The organism is Neisseria sp. Ec49-e6-T10 (assembly GCF_051132615.1).
Lineage (GTDB): Bacteria > Pseudomonadota > Gammaproteobacteria > Burkholderiales > Neisseriaceae.
Genome location: NZ_CP152375.1, coordinates 376,756 through 396,147 on the forward strand (window position 1 = coordinate 376,756; position 19,392 = coordinate 396,147).

Below are 19,392 nucleotides of genomic sequence, written 5' to 3' on the forward strand. Positions count from 1 at the left end.
TTCCTTACTCGAATTTGTATGCACCGCAGCAGTCACGTTTTCTGAACATCTGATATGCAAAATCAGAACCCTTATATGGAAAGGTCTTTCCAACATCACGAACCAATGTTGTGCGACCAATCGGTTCACAACATTTGCCATTGAATTTTCGGGCTGGTACTGGATAAGTCATGGCCATTTTGTAGTTCTGTTTGTCCATCACAGGATTTAATTTATAACCACAGATTGCATCTTCTCCAGAAGCTCTCCATGCGACTAAATCTCTGTGCATTTTGGCTTGCATCCGCGCGACCATTAGTTTGCTTGCTTGAACTGGGCTAACTTGAGAGCTCACCCATCCCGATAAGGGGTACATATCGCCATGACAGCCAGCACACCAAAATAGTTGAGAAAATGGAAATCCATTATTGGCTTTTACACAGTCCGCTGCACATGCTGCCTGAGAGACTGGATTGGCAAATAAGGCTGAATCAGGTGCTTGTAAAAAGGCCAACTCAGGATATTTCCATGTTGGATCGAGTTCTGTTAACCAACCAATGTCTAACGAGCCTTTTTCCAAGCAGTCACTATCTAAAATAGCTTCAAGCCAGAATACAACTGGGTTTTTGTACCAATGCACTTGCCAAAATGAACGTTGGCCATCCCCTTCATCGCCAGATCCTTTTTTATGAGATCCACCAAACAATGAAGACAAACCGCCATTGCCAGCTTCACCTGGTGAAGCTGTACTGCCACCCCCTAAATTAATGCCGCCAAGAGAAACCATACAAAATGGTGTACGTACGACTTCTACTAGATGGGTTGGCTCCCAAAAGGACAAAGTTACTCCAGCTCTGGGTGGACCATCACAGGCACAGAACACATCTTTTGGTGTGCTCTTATTGTCTTCTTGACCGCTTTGATTTAATTTAATTGCGCCACCAATTTGCATCGGGAACATACAAGACCAGCAAATATCGGTAATAGGGTTAAGGAATTTGCCCTGACAGGTTACTGTTGCTGCACTGGCAAAATTAACGAGAAAGAGTGATAAAAGAACGAATAGTAATTTTTTCATGTCTTATTCGCCTACTTTGAATGTTTCAAGTTTTAAGCGTTTTTCATCTTGAGAAACAAGAACAGGTACTTCTGTAAGTTGAAAGCTCTGGCTCATTTTGCCCTGCTGATCAAAATAAACTGCTTGCCCCAACTCTTGTGCTAATTGATCCCAACGCCCCTCCACTAAAATAGGCATAAAGTTAAAGCCAATTTCGTTGGCCAATTTTTTGGCCAACTTCACTTGCTCTTTATCATTACCATTAAAGAAGAACATTTGATGACGTATATTAGTGACTTCGAGTGGTTTAACTGTCGCCCCAGCTAAAGCAATAATATTGCCCTCCTGATCATAGACGTTCTCAGGTAAGGTATAAGAGAGCTCTACATAACGCACGGTACTTTTTTGAACCTGGTGAAGCCCTTCAACTTTAGGTAATTGACGCGCACTTTGATTGATCCGTTTGGCTGCTTCATTTTGCATTTTGGCTAACTCTCCAGACTTTTGCATACGTTCCATCTTCTGTTTTATAGACTCAATCGCATCCTGTTCTGCAATGGCGTAAGTGGTTCCAATTTTTTCAACCGAAGGCAAATGAGCAAAGGACACCACCGATAACAATAAAGTACTGCACATAAAATATTTAATGTTCATTTTTATCACCATAACAAATATGCTTTACCCTCAATCTGCCCTTCGGAAATCAGTCCATTGTCCTCATAACGACTATCAAGACTGTTTACTGAAGGTGTCGCAACCCAAACTTTCCCTGGTGGAATCTTGCCAGTGAAATGATTGGCTTCAAGTGGAAAACCTGATAAAGACTTGTCTTTAGCAATACCCACACTTTGACCATTAATAAAATACTCGCGCCCTTTTTGAGTCACTATATCGCCATGAACACCTTTAACCATCTTCATAAACGGTGTTCTTTTGGGATATAAAAAACCATAGTATTTGTATGAGACTAGATCCCCTTTTTGAATTTGGCTGGGTTTTTTAATGATTAAATAAGCTGTACCTGGTAAAGAATCAGACAAATTAAATGAAATGCTGAATTTAATGCTAATCAGCAACAACACCAGCCCAAACACAAATAGTTTCCAAAACCATCTTGTCCGAAACTCAATATCCAGTAACCATAAAAAAGCCTTGATATTGTGCCAAGTAAGATCATTAGCCCTATCCATCATTGAGCCTTTTTAAGTTGGAGTAAGACAGAATCGGTAATGTCTTCAATACCTGATTCATCAGCCACGATTGCAGATCGAGTAAAAAGGGTGCATTGGCACTTTTTGGCTTCAGCTGCAATTACCTGATCAATACGGTTCATCTTGACTTTTAATTGTTCTAAAATGGCACCTTGCTGCTCTTCCGTCACACCATCCTTCAGTGCAATCTCTCGAGCATCATTTTTTAATGTTTCTGTGATTTTGATTAGATCCACCACTTTGTATGAAGAAGATCGACCAAATTGTTTAAACACCAACACACCGCCAATTATCAAGATGGCCAAAACAGAAATCACCATAATTTGGGTGGTGATGCTGAAACCTTTGTCTTCATCTTTAGCACCTAAAGTTGTTTGATCTATATTTAACTGTTCATTTTTTGATTTTTTATCCATTTTTTATTCCTTTCAAACCACACCACGATCAATCAATACATGCTCAATCGCCTCAACAATACCTTTGCCCTGTGATCGATACCGATTGATCGCATTGATATCATCTGCATGGGAAGATGAAAGTAAGGCACTGAAGGGATCTGAAATCAAACGACCCACACCTGATCCCATGGGAGAGCGGATATACACTTCACTGTAATGATTGTTTTTTTTGAGAGAGCGAATTTGTGCTAAAACCCCTTCAGATACTGGAAAAGGTTGTTTTTCTTGTAGGGTGCGTAAGGAACCCTCTGTACTTCGTAGATGAAAGAACATATCTGAATTCACGAGGGCTGCCAGTGCTTCAGGTGTTTGATAGTAATCTTGGACAGATTGGGTTGCTGTACCAAAGCCACAGCCATATTTACGCGCACGGCGATATCCTTCACCCAAAAATGAGGCAACCGCATCTGTTAATAACTGCCATGCTTCATCTACAATACACAACTTCTTACGTGAACGATCCAGATCCAAATACATCTCTTGCATGATCTTTTGGATCATCAATAACATGACAACTTGTTGTAAGCCCTTTTTGTCTTTAAGTTCTTCCAATTCAAGAACCACAAAGTCATTATTAAAATTAAGTGTCAGTTGACCATTAAAGAATTTGCCATAAGGACCTTCAGTGGTGTATTCCCACATCTGATCAGCCAAACGGTTGATCTCAATATCCAGCTCATCCTGATTGGTGATTTTTTCTGTTAGTAAAGCTTCGTATACATGATTAACTGTCGCTTCTTTACGATATTGCTTCCAGATTCTTTGAATAATACGTTTGAGTTTTGATTGCTGGTATTCATTCAGCTCCCCACTAGGGGAGCACATCGCCATAAAGATTTTAGAAACCAACTCTAAATCACTCACCCCCTCTTTGTCTTCAGAGACAATGGTGTCTGCTGTGGCCTCTTCAACCAGTTGAAACGGTGGGATGACAATATTTCCGTCAGCTGTAAACTCAATGTATTGTCCTCCAATGGCTTCACAGAATTTTTCATATGAACGTCCAACGTCAATAATACGAACTTGGACCCCCATACCTAAATAATTGCGTACAAGATCATTGACCATAAATGATTTACCCGAACCCGATGCGCCAACCACAACAAAGTTATAGTTACCAGCTGGATTGGTGAAGACATCAATACCCATTGCTTGGCCACGTTGACCAAAGAACCCCACTACAGGTGGACCATTACCACCCCATTCAGCAACCAATGGAGCCAATGACACCGCATTGGTTAAGGTTTTGGTGGTCCATCTTTTTTGAATACCAATTTCTTTGACCATATATTTGTTTAAAGCCATAGGTAAAGAACTGAGATAAGAAGACAATTGGGTAAACTGATCATCATGTAATTTAAAACCCCGAGTACGCCAAATGGCTTCTGCATTACTTTGGGCTGTTTCAATATGTTCAGGTCTCTCCCACACAATAATCTGGTGATAGAGCATCAATGCACCCCCACCGTCCTGATAAGATTGAACCAATATGTCTAAATCCTGTTTACGGTCTTTCGCCTCAGGTAAAATCCGCGCCAATTGTGAATCCATTAATTGAGTAGCACGCATATTTTGAATATTCAGACTGTTTTTCTTGGTATCAAAATTGGGCTTATAAAGATTCATGCTGATCAGAAAAGGTGAGCTGTAATTAAGGTTGGCTTCACGAGCTTCACCAATTAAGGCACTCATCATATTTAAATGAAACTGACGTGGGTATTCACTGACAGACAAACAACGAGCAATAATCGGATGATCGTCTTCAAGTGAACCATCATATTGACCTGCACAATCAAAACGCAAAGATTTACCTGAGTCCAATACTTTAAGAGCCGTTCTGCCCTCAACGAGTTGATCTTTTAAGAAATCCAGTTCATTCCAATCAGGATCACTATCAATATCCTGATTGGTAAATAAACGAATGGGATTGAGCAACATCCGACACCAACGAATTAAATCAGTGGGTGTCCAAGTTTTGTCATACAAACCAGAAGTAGATAGACTTGAGATAATTTTTTCTTTTAAGTTAACGGCAAAATCAACACTGGAGCGATTTTCAAAACTCACCTCTGGCAACACCACACTGATGATGCATCTAAATGTGCGTAAACGAATGGCCGAACCATTAAACATCACGCCTTTAAGTGATCTTTCCCAAAACTGAGTACGTTTTTGAGCGAGCTCCTCAAACATGGGTTTGGCTGGATCATCATCAGATCGTCTGCTTTGGATGTTCTCATAAGCTCTTAAAAATGAACGAATATCTGGGGACGCAAACATTTGAATTTGCATGTAGGTTTCATCAGGCAAAAAATTGAGCAAAGTAGACAAACGGTGCATCATTTCGTCATCTGCACCCAATAAAGGATTTAATTCCAATGTAAAGCCTACACCCAAAGATTCGGACTTGTTTTTTTTATTGTTACTGGTCTCTAAAGTAAACAGTTGGGTAGTGTCATCATAGGCACAGTAGGCAAAAAAATCAGATAGATGTTCGAAAGGTGGATTGACCTGATCATGCTGAGGAGCTTCATAAGGTTCATTTAAATCCTCAGCCCCTGCAAACCATTCTTTAAACTGACGAAATAGTTTCTTCATTTTTTAGGAAAGTCCCCTGGTAATGGCAAAATATTAGGAACAGTATCAACCTCCTCTGTTTTGCGTTCATTTGCTTCAACTGGCGTATTGCCACCACCCAATAAACGTGTTTGTGGTTGGTACTCATCCATTATTTGCTTACGGTTATGCTCAATCAGCCATCTGCCCTCATTTAAAGTGACATAGGTGTACGATTGATCAACCAGATCACCATCATTGTCTTGATATGGGGCAATCCAAATACGCATGACTTCACTTTGAGTACGCACAGGCATCCCTGAACTTGGCGTAAAACGGTTATTTGGTTGGTATGAACTGGATTGTGTATTGGGAAAATAACGTTCTGTTTTGATGTTATTTGCACCAGTAACATTGCCACTCAAATCATTGCCAGCAATTGAATTGGCGTAGTTGCCAGAGATTGAGTTACAACTTACTCCTTCAGGGGCAGCACATTTAAATGAACTTGACCCACCGTAACCTGATAAACCGCCCACACAACCAGTTAGTAAAAGAGGCAATGCAACTAAACACCATGCTCTTAGTTTCATTTTTGCCCTCCTAACCAGTTTTCTAATGTCGCTCTGGGTACTGCGCCAGAAAGTGTAGAACCGTTCTTGTGTATCATTGACGGTGTGGCTCTGATATTATTTTGAGCAGCCAACTTGATATTGGCTTCTACTGGATTGGCGCATTTTTTAACTGCTGGCTGCTTACCTGAAAGCATTAAATCATTCCAAGCTTGACCTTGATTACTCGCACACCAAACTGATTCAGCTTTAGCAGCTGCATTAGGGTGTAAAGAGGCAATGGGATACAAGAAAACATAAACTGTATAGTCAGTCATACCAGCCAAAGTTTCTTCAAGTCGTTGGCAATATGGGCAATCAGGATCAGTAAATAAGGCAAACTCACGCACACCTTTACCGCCATTGCCCTTCACTATTTTGATGGCATTATCAAAAGGAAACGCAGCATAATCAACCTTGTTTAAACTTTCTTTAACCCCTGCTGTTAAGTCTTTTTGATTGGGCATATCAAACAAATGGCCAAAGATAAAATACTGTGCGCTTTGATCTGTGTAGGCGACATTTTTACCCATCACCACTTCATATATACCAGTGATGACGGTTTCTTTTACTGAAGCAAAAGTGGTGTTGGGATAACGTTTAGACAAATTCGCTTTAGTAGTTGCGACATCTGCAAACACATGAGTAGAAAATGCAGCCAAAAGTATAGAAATGGTCAATAATTTGCGTGAATGTTTCATAATTTATCCTATTGTTTGTTTGATGAGGCACATGTTTTTTTAGCTTTTCTTGGAACCAAATGTGCTTGCTTGCTTTCTTGTAATGAGGCAATCAGCATAGGGTTTTTTTTTGCCGTATTTACAGAACACCCTTTAATGCTTTCTTGCCCCAATGAGTGCATTTCTTTGACTACTTTATTAATTACATTTGATGATTCTTTTATCATTGCTTGATTCATTGTTTTAGAAGAGTCACCCAACGAACTATTGTGCTCAACTTCTGCAAAAACACTACAACTTGTCAGTAAAGTAAGTGAAATGATGATGTTTTTGTTTATGCTTAATTTCATGTATTTATCCTCACTACTTATTGTTTGCTTGGGCTGTCATCAATCTGAAAACCTTGCATCAACACAACGTCAAGTTGTCGCCCTGCATTGATTTCAACCACTGGGAAGGTTTTATCAGCCAACTTAATGTAATAGTCCGCAATCTTATCCAGTGCATTACCCATGCCGTCAGCGATACCAGCCTTATATTCGTCCCCAGCTTTAGTAGAAGATGTGGTTCCAAATACACTTGTTGAGGTTGTTTTATAAGATTCAGCAACCCCCTTACCAGCTCCAGAGATCACCCCAGCTAATAAGGCGTTGGCAATAATTTGCCCTTGTTTCGTGACTACACGTCCACGAACGCCTGTTTTACCATCTTCACCAGCGACATAACCTTTAATGGGCACTTCTAAGACCCTGCCATCAGCACCGACACAAGACATTCTGTCGGTACGTGCATAAGCACGTTCTGAAGAGATATCGCCATAAGCAGATGCAGTAATGAAGCATTCTTTAAAGTTGTATTTAAAAAGATTGGGTAATTGAGCCAAATCAGTGACTCTCATCAAAATTGGGTGGGGGGTCGCATTTTGTGCATCACCCCCTGTCGGTGCATCAACCCCTCCCAGCAAGACCACTCGGAAAAACGTTCCTGCTGGAATATAGGATTCACGCACACGAAACTTTGCTGAATTGGTGGCAACTGCAACGTCTCCACCATCTTGATATACCTCTAAATTAGGTCTAATACCTTTAAAGCGAACAGTTGAGGTGGTTTTTTTGAAATCATCTGACCGTCTCACTGAAGGCGTATTTAATTGGTTTTGTTGATCCTGAAGCGACTGAATACCAATATCCACAGATTGAATACTGGATTTAGGTGCCATCTGGACCATCTCAGTTTTACCTGATTTAGGTAAATCAGTTGTAGGTGGTGGTGGCGGTAAGGCTGTACCATTACCAAAAATATCATCTTGAGGTAATTTAGTGTCTTTACCCTTTAATACATTATTGAATTTACGTTCTAATTCATCAATTTTGCGATCCTGTGCTGATATTTTGGCACTCTCATTGACTTGCCACGCATCAGAATCGTCTGTGATCTTATCAATACGGGTAAAATCCGTTGCTGTGACTTTTTTAACTGCCGTTTCTTGTTTTTTTTCTTCATTGTCTTTTTTCATCTGATCTTTATAACTGGCAGCAATAACTGTCCCCACAATTAAAACCAGAATAATCACGGCCCCTACAATTAGTTGTTTCTTTTTGGCTTTGGAGAGAAAGAATTTCTTAGCCATAATCAGTTCCCCCCACTTTGTACGATAAATACTTCAGTTTGCTCACCAGGAGCCAATTGCAATTTACGAATGGCAACGGCCAATACACGAGGTTTGTAAAATTCTTGTTCAGCCAAAACAATAGGTTCTTTGGTGATATTGGTTAAAGTAAAACTTTCAGCAAAAAGATCTGCGCCTGAATAACGGTTTTTACGGATAAACAAGACCTCTTTCCAAAGAGGCACTTCTGCGTAACTTGGGGTAATTTGTGCGCCAAAGCCTGTGGTATTGTTATTGGCAATGGCAATTAAAAACGCCTTAATAGATCGAGCATATGCATCCTGTTTGCTGGATATGGGTTGTGGCATTCTGGCTTGCTGCTGCTCAATGGATTTGAGCTGATTGATCTGTGCGGTTTTTTCTTGAATAATGATGGAATCAGCTTGAACACCTGAAGTGTTCAATACAACCAAATAGGTTCTATTGCTGTCTGAAGTTACAAATAAATTGATTTTTTTCTTATTACCAATAGGTTTGATATAGACTTGACCTGTGATCTCATCTTTTTGTAGATCCAGTTCCCCATCTAAAAACCGCGCATTGATGATACGCCCACCTTCAATACTGATGCGTGTCATTGCTTTAGTGGACACAATAGCATTGAGTTGTTGTGACTCATCTGCTTGTAGATATTGAGCGGCATAAGCAGCCAAAAAACAACCACTAAATAGTGCGCTTATAAATAATTGATTCAGTTTTTTCGTTGAAATAATCATACTTATGCTCCAGATGCAGATTGATTAGGCTGAACATCTGCACCAATTTGGTTATTAGGCTCTGAGGCTTCTTGATTGGCTTCTTCCTGATTCAACCTAAAATCGGTGGATTCTGTGGGAACGGTTTCCGCGGAAACAATATAAGAGTCCTCAATTTGATCCTTTTTAGGTTGTCCTTTGGTCGGTATTTCTTCTTTAATGCTCAATAATGAAATTCTGCCACCCTGATTTTTAAATTGAACCAATAGAATTCTTTGGGATTTTTTGAAGATTTTGTCCCCAATAGAACTGATAAACTGCCCTTCTAGTTTGACTGTATTGTTCACTTCATACCCTGTTACCCTACGTGGTACAAACCAGGTACTAATATTGCGTTTTTTAAGATACTGTTGAGTAATAATCAGTTCTTGAGATAAAGCCTGATAGTATTCAGGCGCAACATAATTTAATAAAACCTGATGTTGCTTCTCAACTGTTTGGGGTGTGGCATTTAGTAGTAACTGTGCTGTATAAATCGCCATTTCCTCTAAATACTCTTTAGAGGTTTTTGTATTCGTCATTGTGATGCTACGGTTCACTTCTGGTGGAACCAATATGGTCTGTACCACCGTCTTTTTACTCAGTAAAACCAAGGTCAATAAGAATGTGCTGATAATCGATAAAAAGAGTAAGACCCAAACAATCTTCCGTATTCCTGTGCGTGACTCAATTTCTTTTAAATGTTGATCTAATTTCATTTTATAAACTCTCTTTTATCTGAATCAGGCATACAGGCATTGTTTTTAGGAATGGGCAAATACCATAAAATGGCATGTAAAAAGAACCAAGGATGCTTCCCTGCCTTAAATTTGCCCCATCGCCAAGCAGCAAAAAAGAAAAAAGGTGGATACAAAAAGAAATTCCGAGTAATCACCCCTACACCGAACCCAATCAAACAAATTAGGGATACATCTAAGTCCCACAGAAACATCTTCTTAGGTTTATCGATGGTATTGGGGATCAATAACTCGGACTCTTTCATCACACACCTTTTTTCAGCTTAAAAGTTGATTAGATGATGGCTGTGAACATCGCTTGAATAATGGATGGTCCCATCACACAAGCCAGTGCAAAACCAATACCGACAATAGCTGGCATTAAGGTTTGTTTGGTCACCCCAACAGCAATACCAATACTGAAACACGTAATGGCCAGCATCACACCCAACCAACCTTCGATCCAACCAATGACCATTTCAGCCATTTGCTGGAATTCTGCCCCAGTTGTTGCTGCCATTGCTGGTAAAGCAATTAAACCTAGAGCCATTACCATCATCATTTGAACTTTTTGTTTTTTATTCAAAGCAACTTGAGTAAAATTTTTAGTTAAATCATTGAAAGTCATACTTATTTCCTTTTTGAAGCACATAACGTTGTGCATTACGTCCGAGTAGCCTTTACTGAGCCAAAAGTTCTATGGTGACAATCCGCATTTTTACGCGAACACTATCAGGACTTCTGGCTGTCGCAGTTGAGTCATTACAGCAAGGAGGTTGGCTCTTTAATTGAATTTCTGAGCGCACACCATGTTGTCTCAACCACTTTTGAACAGTCGTTGCTCTTTGTAGAGCCAACTTTTGGTTCACTATTGAGTTTTTTCCTGAAACTGGATCAGTCCAGCCTCTTAATACAATGATTTGATTGCCCTTTAACTGTGGGGCAATACCTTTTAATGTTTTAATAGATGCTTGGCTTAAATTTGCCTTACCAAATGCGAAGTACACCTTCGCCACTACTTTTGAAGCATCAAAATCTTGTGTTGTCTGTGTTTTTTGTGGCTTACTGTTGTAAGCATTAAGCGTTTTAGGTGTTCGTTCAGGACAATCAATATCGGTTTGGCAGTAAACAAACTTTCCAAAACCATTCTGTTCTATGCGCCACAACCGCTTTTTTGATTCGGACTGTGGTTCATATACAGCGCAACCAGTTAAAACTGTGATTAGGCTGATTAACGTAAAGATATTTTTTGCCAGTTGTCCCATATTTTTCTACTGTATTGATTTCTCACTTGCGTACACGCATTACCTTTTAATTTGGTACAAGATGCGTTATATGCTCCTATAGCATTCCAATTACGCCCATATTGATTAAAGTTATGAGCCAAAATCCATGCACCTACATGAACATTGATACAAGGCTCCCAAATATGGGCTTCAGTTAAACCAAATCTTTTATTTAAAATAGGCAACCAACTTCTATTTATGCCCATCAGTCCAATGTCTTGTGTTGGACTTTCTATATTTGCTCGCATAGAAGATTCTGTTTGTGCAATTGCTCTCAATAAATGAGCATTGATGCCGTACTTCTGTGCTGCCTCTTCAAAACAAAATGCGTGTACTGAAGAACTCAAAACTAAAAATAAACATATACCCTTATATGTACTTTTCTTTTTCATTTCTCTCATAGCCTGTTCAACATAGAGATGAGCTGCATTGTTAAGTAAAATCAACACAAATTCATTAAACAATCAAAAATATGAAATTTGATTAAAAGTAGAAATTAAAATTTAGATATGATAGAGTTAGCGGTTTTATCAAATTTGTTAGAAAAATCTTAAAAAATCATGTTTTTGGTTCAAAACATGCATGTCATTAGCTATATGAAATACTTTCAGCGAAATATCATCTTATTTCAATAGCATTATTTATCATATATCATTTAAATAGATTTAATATTGTCTGGAAAATTAGAGCAGAAACTGCTACTTTTTTGCACTGTCGCAAAAATGAAAATTTAGTGGTCAAAAAAGCAGAAAAAAGCAGAATTAATGGTAATGGGCTTATCCAAAAGCTTGGCTCTTGTTTGCTAAAAAATCGCAAACAAGAGCCAAAAAGCTATAAGGGTAAAGGTTTTTAAAGCTTTAAAGGTATTAAAATCAAAAGCCTTAAGGGTAAAAAGCGGGCAAAAAAAAGCTAAAAAGCAAAACCCATCTACGCTATCACAAATAAATTAAAAATTCCACTTTTAATCAAATTTCATATTTTTAATTGTTTGTGGATTCAAATCTTGTCTTGATGTAAAACTTCGCCTCAGTTCAATACAAAATGAGTATTTAAAAATGAGTGATAAAATTTACGATTATTTAAAAGATAAACTAAAAAATTATATTTGTCTATCACCCACTCTCACACCTTTATTAATTGAGTGGATAAAAAGATGTGACGGTTACTTATTCGATACAGTTTTATTTACAGGTGAAGACACATCAGAAAAGTATCTGATAGAAAAGTCTATTCAGTTATTGGATTCATTATCCCTTGACGCATCTAATGAAGAGTTTTGTGAACTGTTTTCTTGTGAATTTGAAGGGTTATTTTTCCATGCAGAAACAGACAAGAAAAAATGGAACTGTACAGTTGAGTCATATAAGTCATTCAAACAACATCTTCCAGCCATGCCATCACTACAATATCTGGATAAACCTCATCTTGACTCAACAAAAGTATATGAGTGGTTGATGTTACATATTCCACAAACTATAACATTATAGGGTAAAAAGAATATGTTTTTATCATCAAGATTGATCATTATGGCTTTATGTATGTCCTATCTGTCGTATTGCATCAACACCAAACCTGAAGAAAGTTTAATCGGCATAACTATTGGCGCAATGATTGCTTTTTATGGATTGACCAAAGCACCTTTACGTAACTGGTTGTTAAAAGAAAATAAAGAGTAAGGAAAATAAAATGAAAAAGACCGTATCATTAGAACAAATCATTTACAACGCTAAAGTGATGGCTATGAATGGAGAAACGCTAGAATCTTTAGCTTCACAAGCACACAATTCCCTTCGGTTCCCTGTTGCTGTCAAACCTGAAACTCATATTTTTCTTGAATCGCAAGCAGAAACACTCGGTATTTCAATTTCTGCATTGAGTGGCATTATTTTAAATGGTTTGGTTCATCATGAATTTTTAATATCAAATGATACTAAAATTGAACCTGATGCAAAATGATCACAATTGTTATAGTCCTTTTATTAATAGCTTTATTGGCTATTATTTTTATCTTATTCAATAGTCAAACTACTGAAGAGTCTAGTAAACGATCTGTATCAAATGAGTCCAATAAAAATGAGCCATTAATTATTGGTGATAAATTTAGAATTTTGAGCGCACAAGAGTTAATTGATTGTCTTAAGTTGGAACCAGTTCTTAAAAATATACAAATTAATTTAGGATTTAGTAATGAGGCTTGGGCTAAAGATGCCCTTCCCTTTGTTCATACTTATATAGAGTTTGTACAAAGATTACCTGCCTCAGAGAACCACCATCACGCTGGTGATGGTGGTTTAATCAGACATACATTAGATGTGGCCATATACGCTTTAAATGCATCTAAAGCAAAAAGTTGGCCTCCTGGCGCAAAAACGGAGACGATTGCAAAATTAACAGCCGTTTGGCGTTACGGTATTTTTGTTGGCGCAATATTACATGATGTGGGTAAGACATTAACTGGCTTTGAAGTCTATTTATACTCAGATCCAAAAGAAGGACAAAAGCAAAGGTGGTTTCCTGATTCTTCATCAATGCAAGAAACTGGCGCAAAGTATTATCAATTGGTTTTTCCAGATCATAAAACAGATTATAAAGTTCATAGTCAAATTGCTTGGATGTTTTTTCAACGATTGGTACCAGCATCAACAAGAGCATGGTTAACCAATATGGACCCTGAGTTAATGCTGGCCTTACGTACCTATTTAAGTGCTCAAAACAAAGAAGAAATGACTGAGATTGCTTTTGCTCAATTAATTACTGAAGCTGATAAAGCATCAACTAAGCGAGATTTAAAAGAAGGGTCAAGACAGCGTTTTAGTGCAGCCAAACGCAAACCCTTAATTGAAATACTGATGGGCGCATTACGTGAAATATTGAAAGAACCCAGTCGATATGGTTTAAGTATTGGTAAAAATGGTGGGGGTAGCCTATTTATTCAGGGTGAATACATTTATTTTGTTTGTCGTCCTATGGTTGAAGCAATACGTGAGTATCTTAAAGAAACTTCTCCAGCAACAAAATTGCCCCAAGATAATGAACGTATTTTTGATACATTTTTAGAGTCCGCTGCGGTACAACCGAGTCCATATGATCCAGACAAAGCCATTACACAAATTACCATAGAAATGACCAAAAACAGTGGCACAAAACAAGCTGTTTCTTTCACAACATTATGTTTTGAAGCAAAGAACCTTTATCCAGATGGAGATGTGCCAGAACAATATAAAGGGCAAATGTTGGTTCATCAACAATACATCAAAACAGATGATGCAACTGATAATAACAATGAGCATGGCGCATCAGTCAAACAAGAAAATGAACCAGAAGCAGCTGTAGCAAAAAATGATTTAGTTGAATCAGTTGAATACAAAAAACATATTGATGGCGCACAAGAAGTAATCGCTAAAAAGAATGATTCAAAAGAACCAAAAAAGGATATTAAAGTCTCTAAGCAAAATAAAAAGAATGCCTCAATAGATGATATTTTATTGGCTTGTTTAGATTCAGATGAAGAGAATAATGAAGACGTTCCTGAAGCACAAGTTAAGAATATGGAACAAAGTATAGCAATTGCCCCTAAAAAAGAGGCTAATTTGACTATTAAAGCATCTTCATCAGTTGGTAGCCTTAAAAATCTTAAAGCCAAATTAGCTCAAATAAACCATGTATCTGAAACACAACCAGAGAGACAAGAAGAAGCAGCACAAGAAGATCAAGAGAGCAAGGTAACAATAGAACCAGATGAACCTCTATCCGTTCAAGCACTGTTTGAATCACAAAATAACATTACTGAAGATATTGGCTCACCTTCTCCAGTTCATGTCGCTTCAAACGAAGCCGTAAATGATTTAGATTTATTGGCTCAACAAGTTCAAGTTAATCATACATATCACATGACGACTGAAAATACTGAAAGTGATGAACAGCCATTACAAGAGCAAATTAAAAGCAATTTAATGAATCATGGTAATAATTTCCTTCAGTATTTAGCAGATGGCTTAGCTAATAAAACACTTACATACAATGATGCCAGTTCTGCTATTCATTTTATTCCTGAAGGAATGCTTTTGGTTACACCAAAGATATTTAAAGAGTTTGTAGGTGGTGTGTTTGATAAAAATGATCGTAATTCCCCTGGTCCATTAGCACAAAGAGGGTTTGAATCACTTGGTATTCATAAAAATCATAAAAGTGCTCGTGGACGAGGTACTACTGCCCACTGGAAAGTGATCAGTGCAAATGATGACAGCCAACATGCAAAACAAGTCTTTCATGCTTATTTAATTCCTGAAGAGAACCTATTCAGAATTATTCAACCCTCTTCACGGCCAGCAAATAACCCTCTTATTAAATTATTTGTGTTGAACCTTTTATCTTAGAAAGTCATTGAGATGAGTAGCCCAGAAAACGTATATAGACCACCTTATGAATGGGTTTCAGTATGTACCATTATGGTAGCCATTTACCCATTACTGTATTTCCCAATGCCACCCAATTTAACAATGATCTGTTTAAGTATATTGGGTGTATTGCTACTGTGGCGTAGTAAACAAGCCATACGTATTATGCGCTTCAGAAAAAGTCTACGTAAACTGCCCTATTATGGTTTAACAGCCAATGAAGTGCCAGTATCCGACAAAGCCATGTTTTTAGGGTTAGGATTTAGATGGACGCAAGAGCATACACAAAGATTATTCTTTGCCAGACAACCAGAAAATAGACATTTACTGGACTCTTCAAGATTATATAAATGGGCAAGAGAATATGAAATCAATCATAAAGGGCAAAATCAGCTCACCAAACTCACTAGATCGAGTAAGTGGTGGAATCCAGTTGCACCTTTACCACCAGTTGGCGGCTCTCCAGAAATCCATGGTGTCGAAATTCATGAACGAAACATCTGGTCAGATCTGGGTGAACGAGTTGGTCATACCGCTGTGATTGGTACCACTCGTGTGGGTAAAACTCGTTTGGCAGAAACATTAGTGATTCAAGATATACATAGAGGTGATGTCACTATATTTTTTGACCCTAAAGGGGATGCAGACATGCTCATTCGCATGTATGTAGAATCAGCTAAAGCTAATCGCCCCTTTTATATGTTTCACTTGGGGTTTCCTGAATTTTCATGTCGGTATAACCCTATTGGGGATTTTGGCCGTATCACTGAAGTAGCAACTCGTATTGCCAATCAATTACCAGGAGAAGGTCAATCCGCAGCCTTTAAAGAGTTCGTTTGGCGATACATAAATGTATTGACCAAAACAATGGAAGCATTATCCATTAAGCCAACTTATGTAGATATTTATCGTTTTGCTTCTAATGTTGATGAAATTGCCAAAGAATACTTTGAATTGAAGCTCAATAAAGCTGATCCTAATTGGGCAGAAAAGTATGAAGCATTTTTGGCTGAAGATGATTCACCTACCCTAAAATCCATTAAACAACAAGCCAACAAAGCAGGACGTAATTTAGACACAATGATGTTGGCCAACTTCATTAAAGCAGAAAACCACAGTGATGACATCATAGACGCTTTAATGACTATTTTATCCAACGATAGAAGCTACTTTGAGAAATTAGTATCCTCTTTATACCCTTTACTAGAAAAACTCACTACTGGAGACGTATCTGAACTGATTAGCCCTAGACCAGATAACCTAGATGATCAACGTCCTTTAATGGATTGGCGCAAAGTCATTGAATCTGATGCAGTCGTTTATATTGGTTTAGACGCATTAAGTGATTTTGAGGTTGCAGCAGCCGTGGGTAATGCTATGTTCGCAGACCTTACCTCATTGGCTGGTCAAATATACAAGCATGGTTCAGGTTATGGGCAAAGCGTACAGGCAAACAAAAGAAAAGTGGCCATACATGCAGATGAGTTTAATGAGTTGATTGGTGATGAGTTCATTCCCCTCTTAAATAAGGCTGGTGGCGCAGGGTATCAAGTCACAGTTTATACACAAACATGGTCAGACGTTGAAGCGAAAATCGGTTCATCTGCTAAAGCAGCACAGATCGGTGGTAACTTAAACACTTTGATCATGTTAAGAGTTAAATCTCCAGAAACAGCAGAGATGCTCACGAATCAATTACCACAAGTCAAAATCCAGAACAGCACCCTAGTATCTGGCGCAAATGACGTTGCCTTTCCTGATTCACATGAAGATTTTGGTTCAAGAAATGAGGATAGAATTGGCGCAGAAGCAGTACCGATGCTTGAACCAGCAGACTTAGTAGCTTTACCAAAAGGACAGGCTTTTGCTTTGATTGAAGGTGGTCAATTATACAAAATCAGAATGCCTTTACCTGAAAAAGACCCTACTGAAGAAGTGCCAGAACATATCCAAGATATTGCTGCAAAGATGAAGGATAAATCACGCTTATCTGAAACCCTAGAGGTGCAAGAACATGCTTTTATAGAAGGTGAACATTATGGCCAGTGATAGTGGTTATTTCTTAAACTCAATTGCTTTAAAGTTCTTAATTCAGCCATTTAAAGTTGCTGGAATTATCTTATTTATTGTTTGTATTGTCTTTGGTACCTCTATCATTACGCAAAGTTATTTCAGTACAGAAAGTTTGCTGGAACAAGAAGTAAGAACCTTAGAAATGACTTCAGGCTACTCTTCTATATTGGACTCTGAAAATGAAGAAAATAGCCCCCCTATTAATGTCATAGCAAGTAGATATGCTTATTTTGCATTAAGCACTGTCTTTTTTGAATGGACTCAAATAAATAAGGCTTTAAAAGCACAAACTGAAGGTGACTCAGGTTATGTTTTTAAACAAAAATACCTGGTACCCCATATTGATTTACTGAAGCAATTTGATCAGACCATTAAACTCATTAGTATCCGCATGGGTTATCTTGCATTTTTTGGTTTATTTACATTGATCATTATTTTGATTGCAGTAATTGATGGTTTTGTAGCCAGAGCCATAAGGCAAAAGAATGCTGGTCGTGAAAGTGCTGGTATTTACCATCGGGCAAAATACTGGAGAAGTGGTATTATCTGGCTAAGTATCGTGATCTACTTAGCTATGCCAATAACGATTTCACCGATATTGCTTATTATTCCATGTACAATATTCGCGTTATTGGTCTGGTTACAGGCTAAATTCCTGAAGAAATATTTGTAATGTGATTTTTTAGCAAAAACAATTCAAAATTTAAATTATTCAATATAAAAATATTGTTTTTAAAATATGTATCGTACGATGCAATTATACTTATACTAAAATTGTAAAAAAAGAGTAACCTTTACTAATGAAACAATCCCTCTTCTTGTTTATATGGGTAGTAGGTTTGATCATCTAAAAGTATTTTAGATGCAACTGATTCCATCCAGCGTTTATAACTCCCATCCTCTTTACCTTTAGGTGTATTTAACCAGGAATCATAATTTTTTTTAGAAAAATATACTCGACAGACACTTAATCCAAGTTGCTGAGCTTTTGTTATCAACTCTTCTGAACGTTTATCTTTAGGAAATTTAACTATATAAACAATCTTGACCTTATTTAAAACTGCATGAGGTATCATAAAAAATTCGGCATCATAAAAATACTGATCAATAGTAGGAGGTCCAAAACCATGGAAATCTAGCTCTTCAGCTGGTTTACCTAGATTAGCCGTAAAACAATTAAAGTAATAATATGAAGATTCTGCCATAATGATGTTGATTTTTATCTAAAGCATGTTTTTAAAAACAATTGAGTACAGTAATCACTTATACCTACCAAGAAGAATCTAAATCCTCTTCTTCTAACCATAAATAATGACGGTTTCTGGACCAACGGCAGTATTTCTTCAATTCTCTGTTTACCGTATCAATATCAAAATAATTTGGGTCATATATATGGCAGTTAGGACAATTGATGCCACCATGTTCTCTAAACATATTACCAAACTGTGGTTGTTTACGTTCTGTCATTATTTGTCTATAAGCATAAAACCCACCTATTCCCCCTACATTCTCTGGCGGGCATTTGCCAAAACCAGCAACACATCGCACAAATGGTAAACGATCATCCTCTTTTTCATATAGGGAAAGTTTGTAATGATCATCTTCCAATAGAATTATATGCCGCCACCGATCCGATCTGGATAAGTCATCTGATTCTATGACACACATATACTCCATTTCTTGACCTTTCTTATTCAAAATATCAAATAAAGGCATCTGATTCTCTAAAGAAACACCTGTATTTTTACGTGGTGGAATATATTCGGCAAAAAATTCCCCTGAAGCGGTTGCCCAATAATGAGAGGCTATATTCTCCCAACCAATTACAATTTGAATCACATCACTTAATCTATCTAACGAAATTGAGGCAGGAACAATAATTTGTCGCCAGATATTAGGATACAGATCATTTAAGCCAACTTTTAATTGATAATAATGCTTCAT

Annotated in this window: 23 protein-coding genes; 6 read left to right on the forward strand and 17 right to left on the reverse strand. The window is 37.7% G+C overall.

What is annotated here, in order from left to right:
• Positions 1–4: 4 nt before the first annotated feature.
• Genes AADH04_RS01800 through AADH04_RS01870 form a run of 15 tightly spaced genes read right to left on the reverse strand, consistent with a single transcriptional unit; the run spans position 5 to position 11,370 of the window.
• Positions 5–1,057, reverse strand: coding sequence for a TraU family protein (locus AADH04_RS01800; RefSeq protein WP_434778548.1), 1,053 nt, complete (start codon positions 1,055–1,057; stop codon positions 5–7).
• Positions 1,058–1,060: 3 nt separating this feature from the next.
• Positions 1,061–1,690, reverse strand: coding sequence for a conjugal transfer protein TraW (locus AADH04_RS01805; protein WP_434778549.1), 630 nt, complete (start codon positions 1,688–1,690; stop codon positions 1,061–1,063).
• A gap of 5 nt (positions 1,691–1,695) precedes the next feature.
• Positions 1,696–2,229, reverse strand: a complete 534-nt coding sequence (locus AADH04_RS01810; RefSeq protein WP_434778550.1) for a S26 family signal peptidase — start codon at positions 2,227–2,229, stop codon at positions 1,696–1,698.
• Positions 2,226–2,663, reverse strand: coding sequence for a hypothetical protein (locus AADH04_RS01815; RefSeq protein WP_434778551.1), 438 nt, complete (start codon positions 2,661–2,663; stop codon positions 2,226–2,228). The genes AADH04_RS01810 and AADH04_RS01815 overlap by 4 nt, the downstream gene beginning before the upstream one ends.
• A 12-nt stretch (positions 2,664–2,675) precedes the next feature.
• Entirely contained in the window at positions 2,676–5,303 is a 2,628-nt protein-coding gene (traC, locus tag AADH04_RS01820) for a type IV secretion system protein TraC (RefSeq protein WP_434778552.1), read from the reverse strand.
• Positions 5,300–5,854 (reverse strand): type IV conjugative transfer system lipoprotein TraV, encoded by a 555-nt coding sequence (gene traV, locus AADH04_RS01825; RefSeq protein ID WP_434778553.1) that lies wholly within the window; start codon positions 5,852–5,854, stop codon positions 5,300–5,302. Before traV ends, traC begins: the two co-directional genes overlap by 4 nt.
• Positions 5,851–6,573, reverse strand: coding sequence for a DsbC family protein (locus tag AADH04_RS01830; protein ID WP_434778554.1), 723 nt, complete (start codon positions 6,571–6,573; stop codon positions 5,851–5,853). Before AADH04_RS01830 ends, traV begins: the two co-directional genes overlap by 4 nt.
• 8 nt (positions 6,574–6,581) lie before the next feature.
• Positions 6,582–6,902: a hypothetical protein gene (locus AADH04_RS01835; protein WP_434778555.1), complete on the reverse strand. Its 321-nt coding sequence runs from the start codon at positions 6,900–6,902 to the stop codon at positions 6,582–6,584.
• 17 nt (positions 6,903–6,919) lie between these two features.
• The gene (locus AADH04_RS01840) at positions 6,920–8,182 is read right to left on the reverse strand and encodes a TraB/VirB10 family protein (protein ID WP_434778556.1); all 1,263 of its coding nucleotides are present in this window, start codon (positions 8,180–8,182) and stop codon (positions 6,920–6,922) included.
• 2 nt (positions 8,183–8,184) lie between these two features.
• A complete protein-coding gene (locus tag AADH04_RS01845) occupies positions 8,185–8,937 on the reverse strand; it encodes a TraK domain-containing protein (protein WP_434778557.1) in 753 nt (250 codons plus the stop codon).
• A gap of 2 nt (positions 8,938–8,939) precedes the next feature.
• The gene (gene traE, locus AADH04_RS01850; RefSeq protein WP_434778558.1) at positions 8,940–9,674 is read right to left on the reverse strand and encodes a type IV conjugative transfer system protein TraE; all 735 of its coding nucleotides are present in this window, start codon (positions 9,672–9,674) and stop codon (positions 8,940–8,942) included.
• Positions 9,671–9,958, reverse strand: a complete 288-nt coding sequence (gene traL, locus AADH04_RS01855; RefSeq protein ID WP_434778559.1) for a type IV conjugative transfer system protein TraL — start codon at positions 9,956–9,958, stop codon at positions 9,671–9,673. Before traL ends, traE begins: the two co-directional genes overlap by 4 nt.
• A 29-nt stretch (positions 9,959–9,987) precedes the next feature.
• Positions 9,988–10,320, reverse strand: coding sequence for a TraA family conjugative transfer protein (gene traA / locus AADH04_RS01860; protein ID WP_434778560.1), 333 nt, complete (start codon positions 10,318–10,320; stop codon positions 9,988–9,990).
• Between the two features lie 52 nt (positions 10,321–10,372).
• On the reverse strand, positions 10,373–10,957 hold the full coding sequence (locus tag AADH04_RS01865; RefSeq protein WP_434778561.1) for an OmpA family protein: 585 nt from the start codon (positions 10,955–10,957) through the stop codon (positions 10,373–10,375).
• Positions 10,924–11,370 carry a lytic transglycosylase domain-containing protein gene (locus tag AADH04_RS01870; protein WP_434778562.1) on the reverse strand — a complete coding sequence of 149 codons (447 nt, stop codon included), beginning with the start codon at positions 11,368–11,370 and terminating at the stop codon, positions 10,924–10,926. The genes AADH04_RS01865 and AADH04_RS01870 overlap by 34 nt, the downstream gene beginning before the upstream one ends.
• A gap of 663 nt (positions 11,371–12,033) precedes the next feature.
• On the opposite strand from AADH04_RS01870, the gene AADH04_RS01875 reads away from it, so the two are divergent.
• From AADH04_RS01875 to AADH04_RS01900, 6 genes are read left to right on the forward strand one after another with little or no spacing between them, the layout of a single operon-like run.
• Entirely contained in the window at positions 12,034–12,465 is a 432-nt protein-coding gene (locus AADH04_RS01875; protein WP_434778563.1) for a hypothetical protein, read from the forward strand.
• A 12-nt stretch (positions 12,466–12,477) separates the two neighbouring features.
• Complete coding sequence (locus AADH04_RS01880; RefSeq protein ID WP_434778564.1) at positions 12,478–12,654, forward strand: hypothetical protein; 177 nt, start codon at positions 12,478–12,480, stop codon at positions 12,652–12,654.
• Positions 12,655–12,664: 10 nt separating this feature from the next.
• Positions 12,665–12,934, forward strand: coding sequence for a hypothetical protein (locus AADH04_RS01885; RefSeq protein ID WP_434778565.1), 270 nt, complete (start codon positions 12,665–12,667; stop codon positions 12,932–12,934).
• On the forward strand, positions 12,931–15,354 hold the full coding sequence (gene mobH / locus AADH04_RS01890) for a MobH family relaxase (protein WP_434778566.1): 2,424 nt from the start codon (positions 12,931–12,933) through the stop codon (positions 15,352–15,354). Before AADH04_RS01885 ends, mobH begins: the two co-directional genes overlap by 4 nt.
• A 12-nt stretch (positions 15,355–15,366) precedes the next feature.
• The gene (gene traD, locus AADH04_RS01895; RefSeq protein WP_434778567.1) at positions 15,367–17,424 is read left to right on the forward strand and encodes a type IV conjugative transfer system coupling protein TraD; all 2,058 of its coding nucleotides are present in this window, start codon (positions 15,367–15,369) and stop codon (positions 17,422–17,424) included.
• The gene (locus AADH04_RS01900) at positions 17,414–18,121 is read left to right on the forward strand and encodes a DUF4400 domain-containing protein (protein ID WP_434778568.1); all 708 of its coding nucleotides are present in this window, start codon (positions 17,414–17,416) and stop codon (positions 18,119–18,121) included. The genes traD and AADH04_RS01900 overlap by 11 nt, the downstream gene beginning before the upstream one ends.
• Positions 18,122–18,245: 124 nt before the next feature.
• On the opposite strand, the gene AADH04_RS01905 is transcribed toward AADH04_RS01900, so the two are convergent.
• Positions 18,246–18,653 carry a hypothetical protein gene (locus AADH04_RS01905; protein WP_434778569.1) on the reverse strand — a complete coding sequence of 136 codons (408 nt, stop codon included), beginning with the start codon at positions 18,651–18,653 and terminating at the stop codon, positions 18,246–18,248.
• Between the two features lie 64 nt (positions 18,654–18,717).
• The gene (locus AADH04_RS01910; protein WP_434778570.1) at positions 18,718–19,392 is read right to left on the reverse strand and encodes a plasmid pRiA4b ORF-3 family protein; all 675 of its coding nucleotides are present in this window, start codon (positions 19,390–19,392) and stop codon (positions 18,718–18,720) included.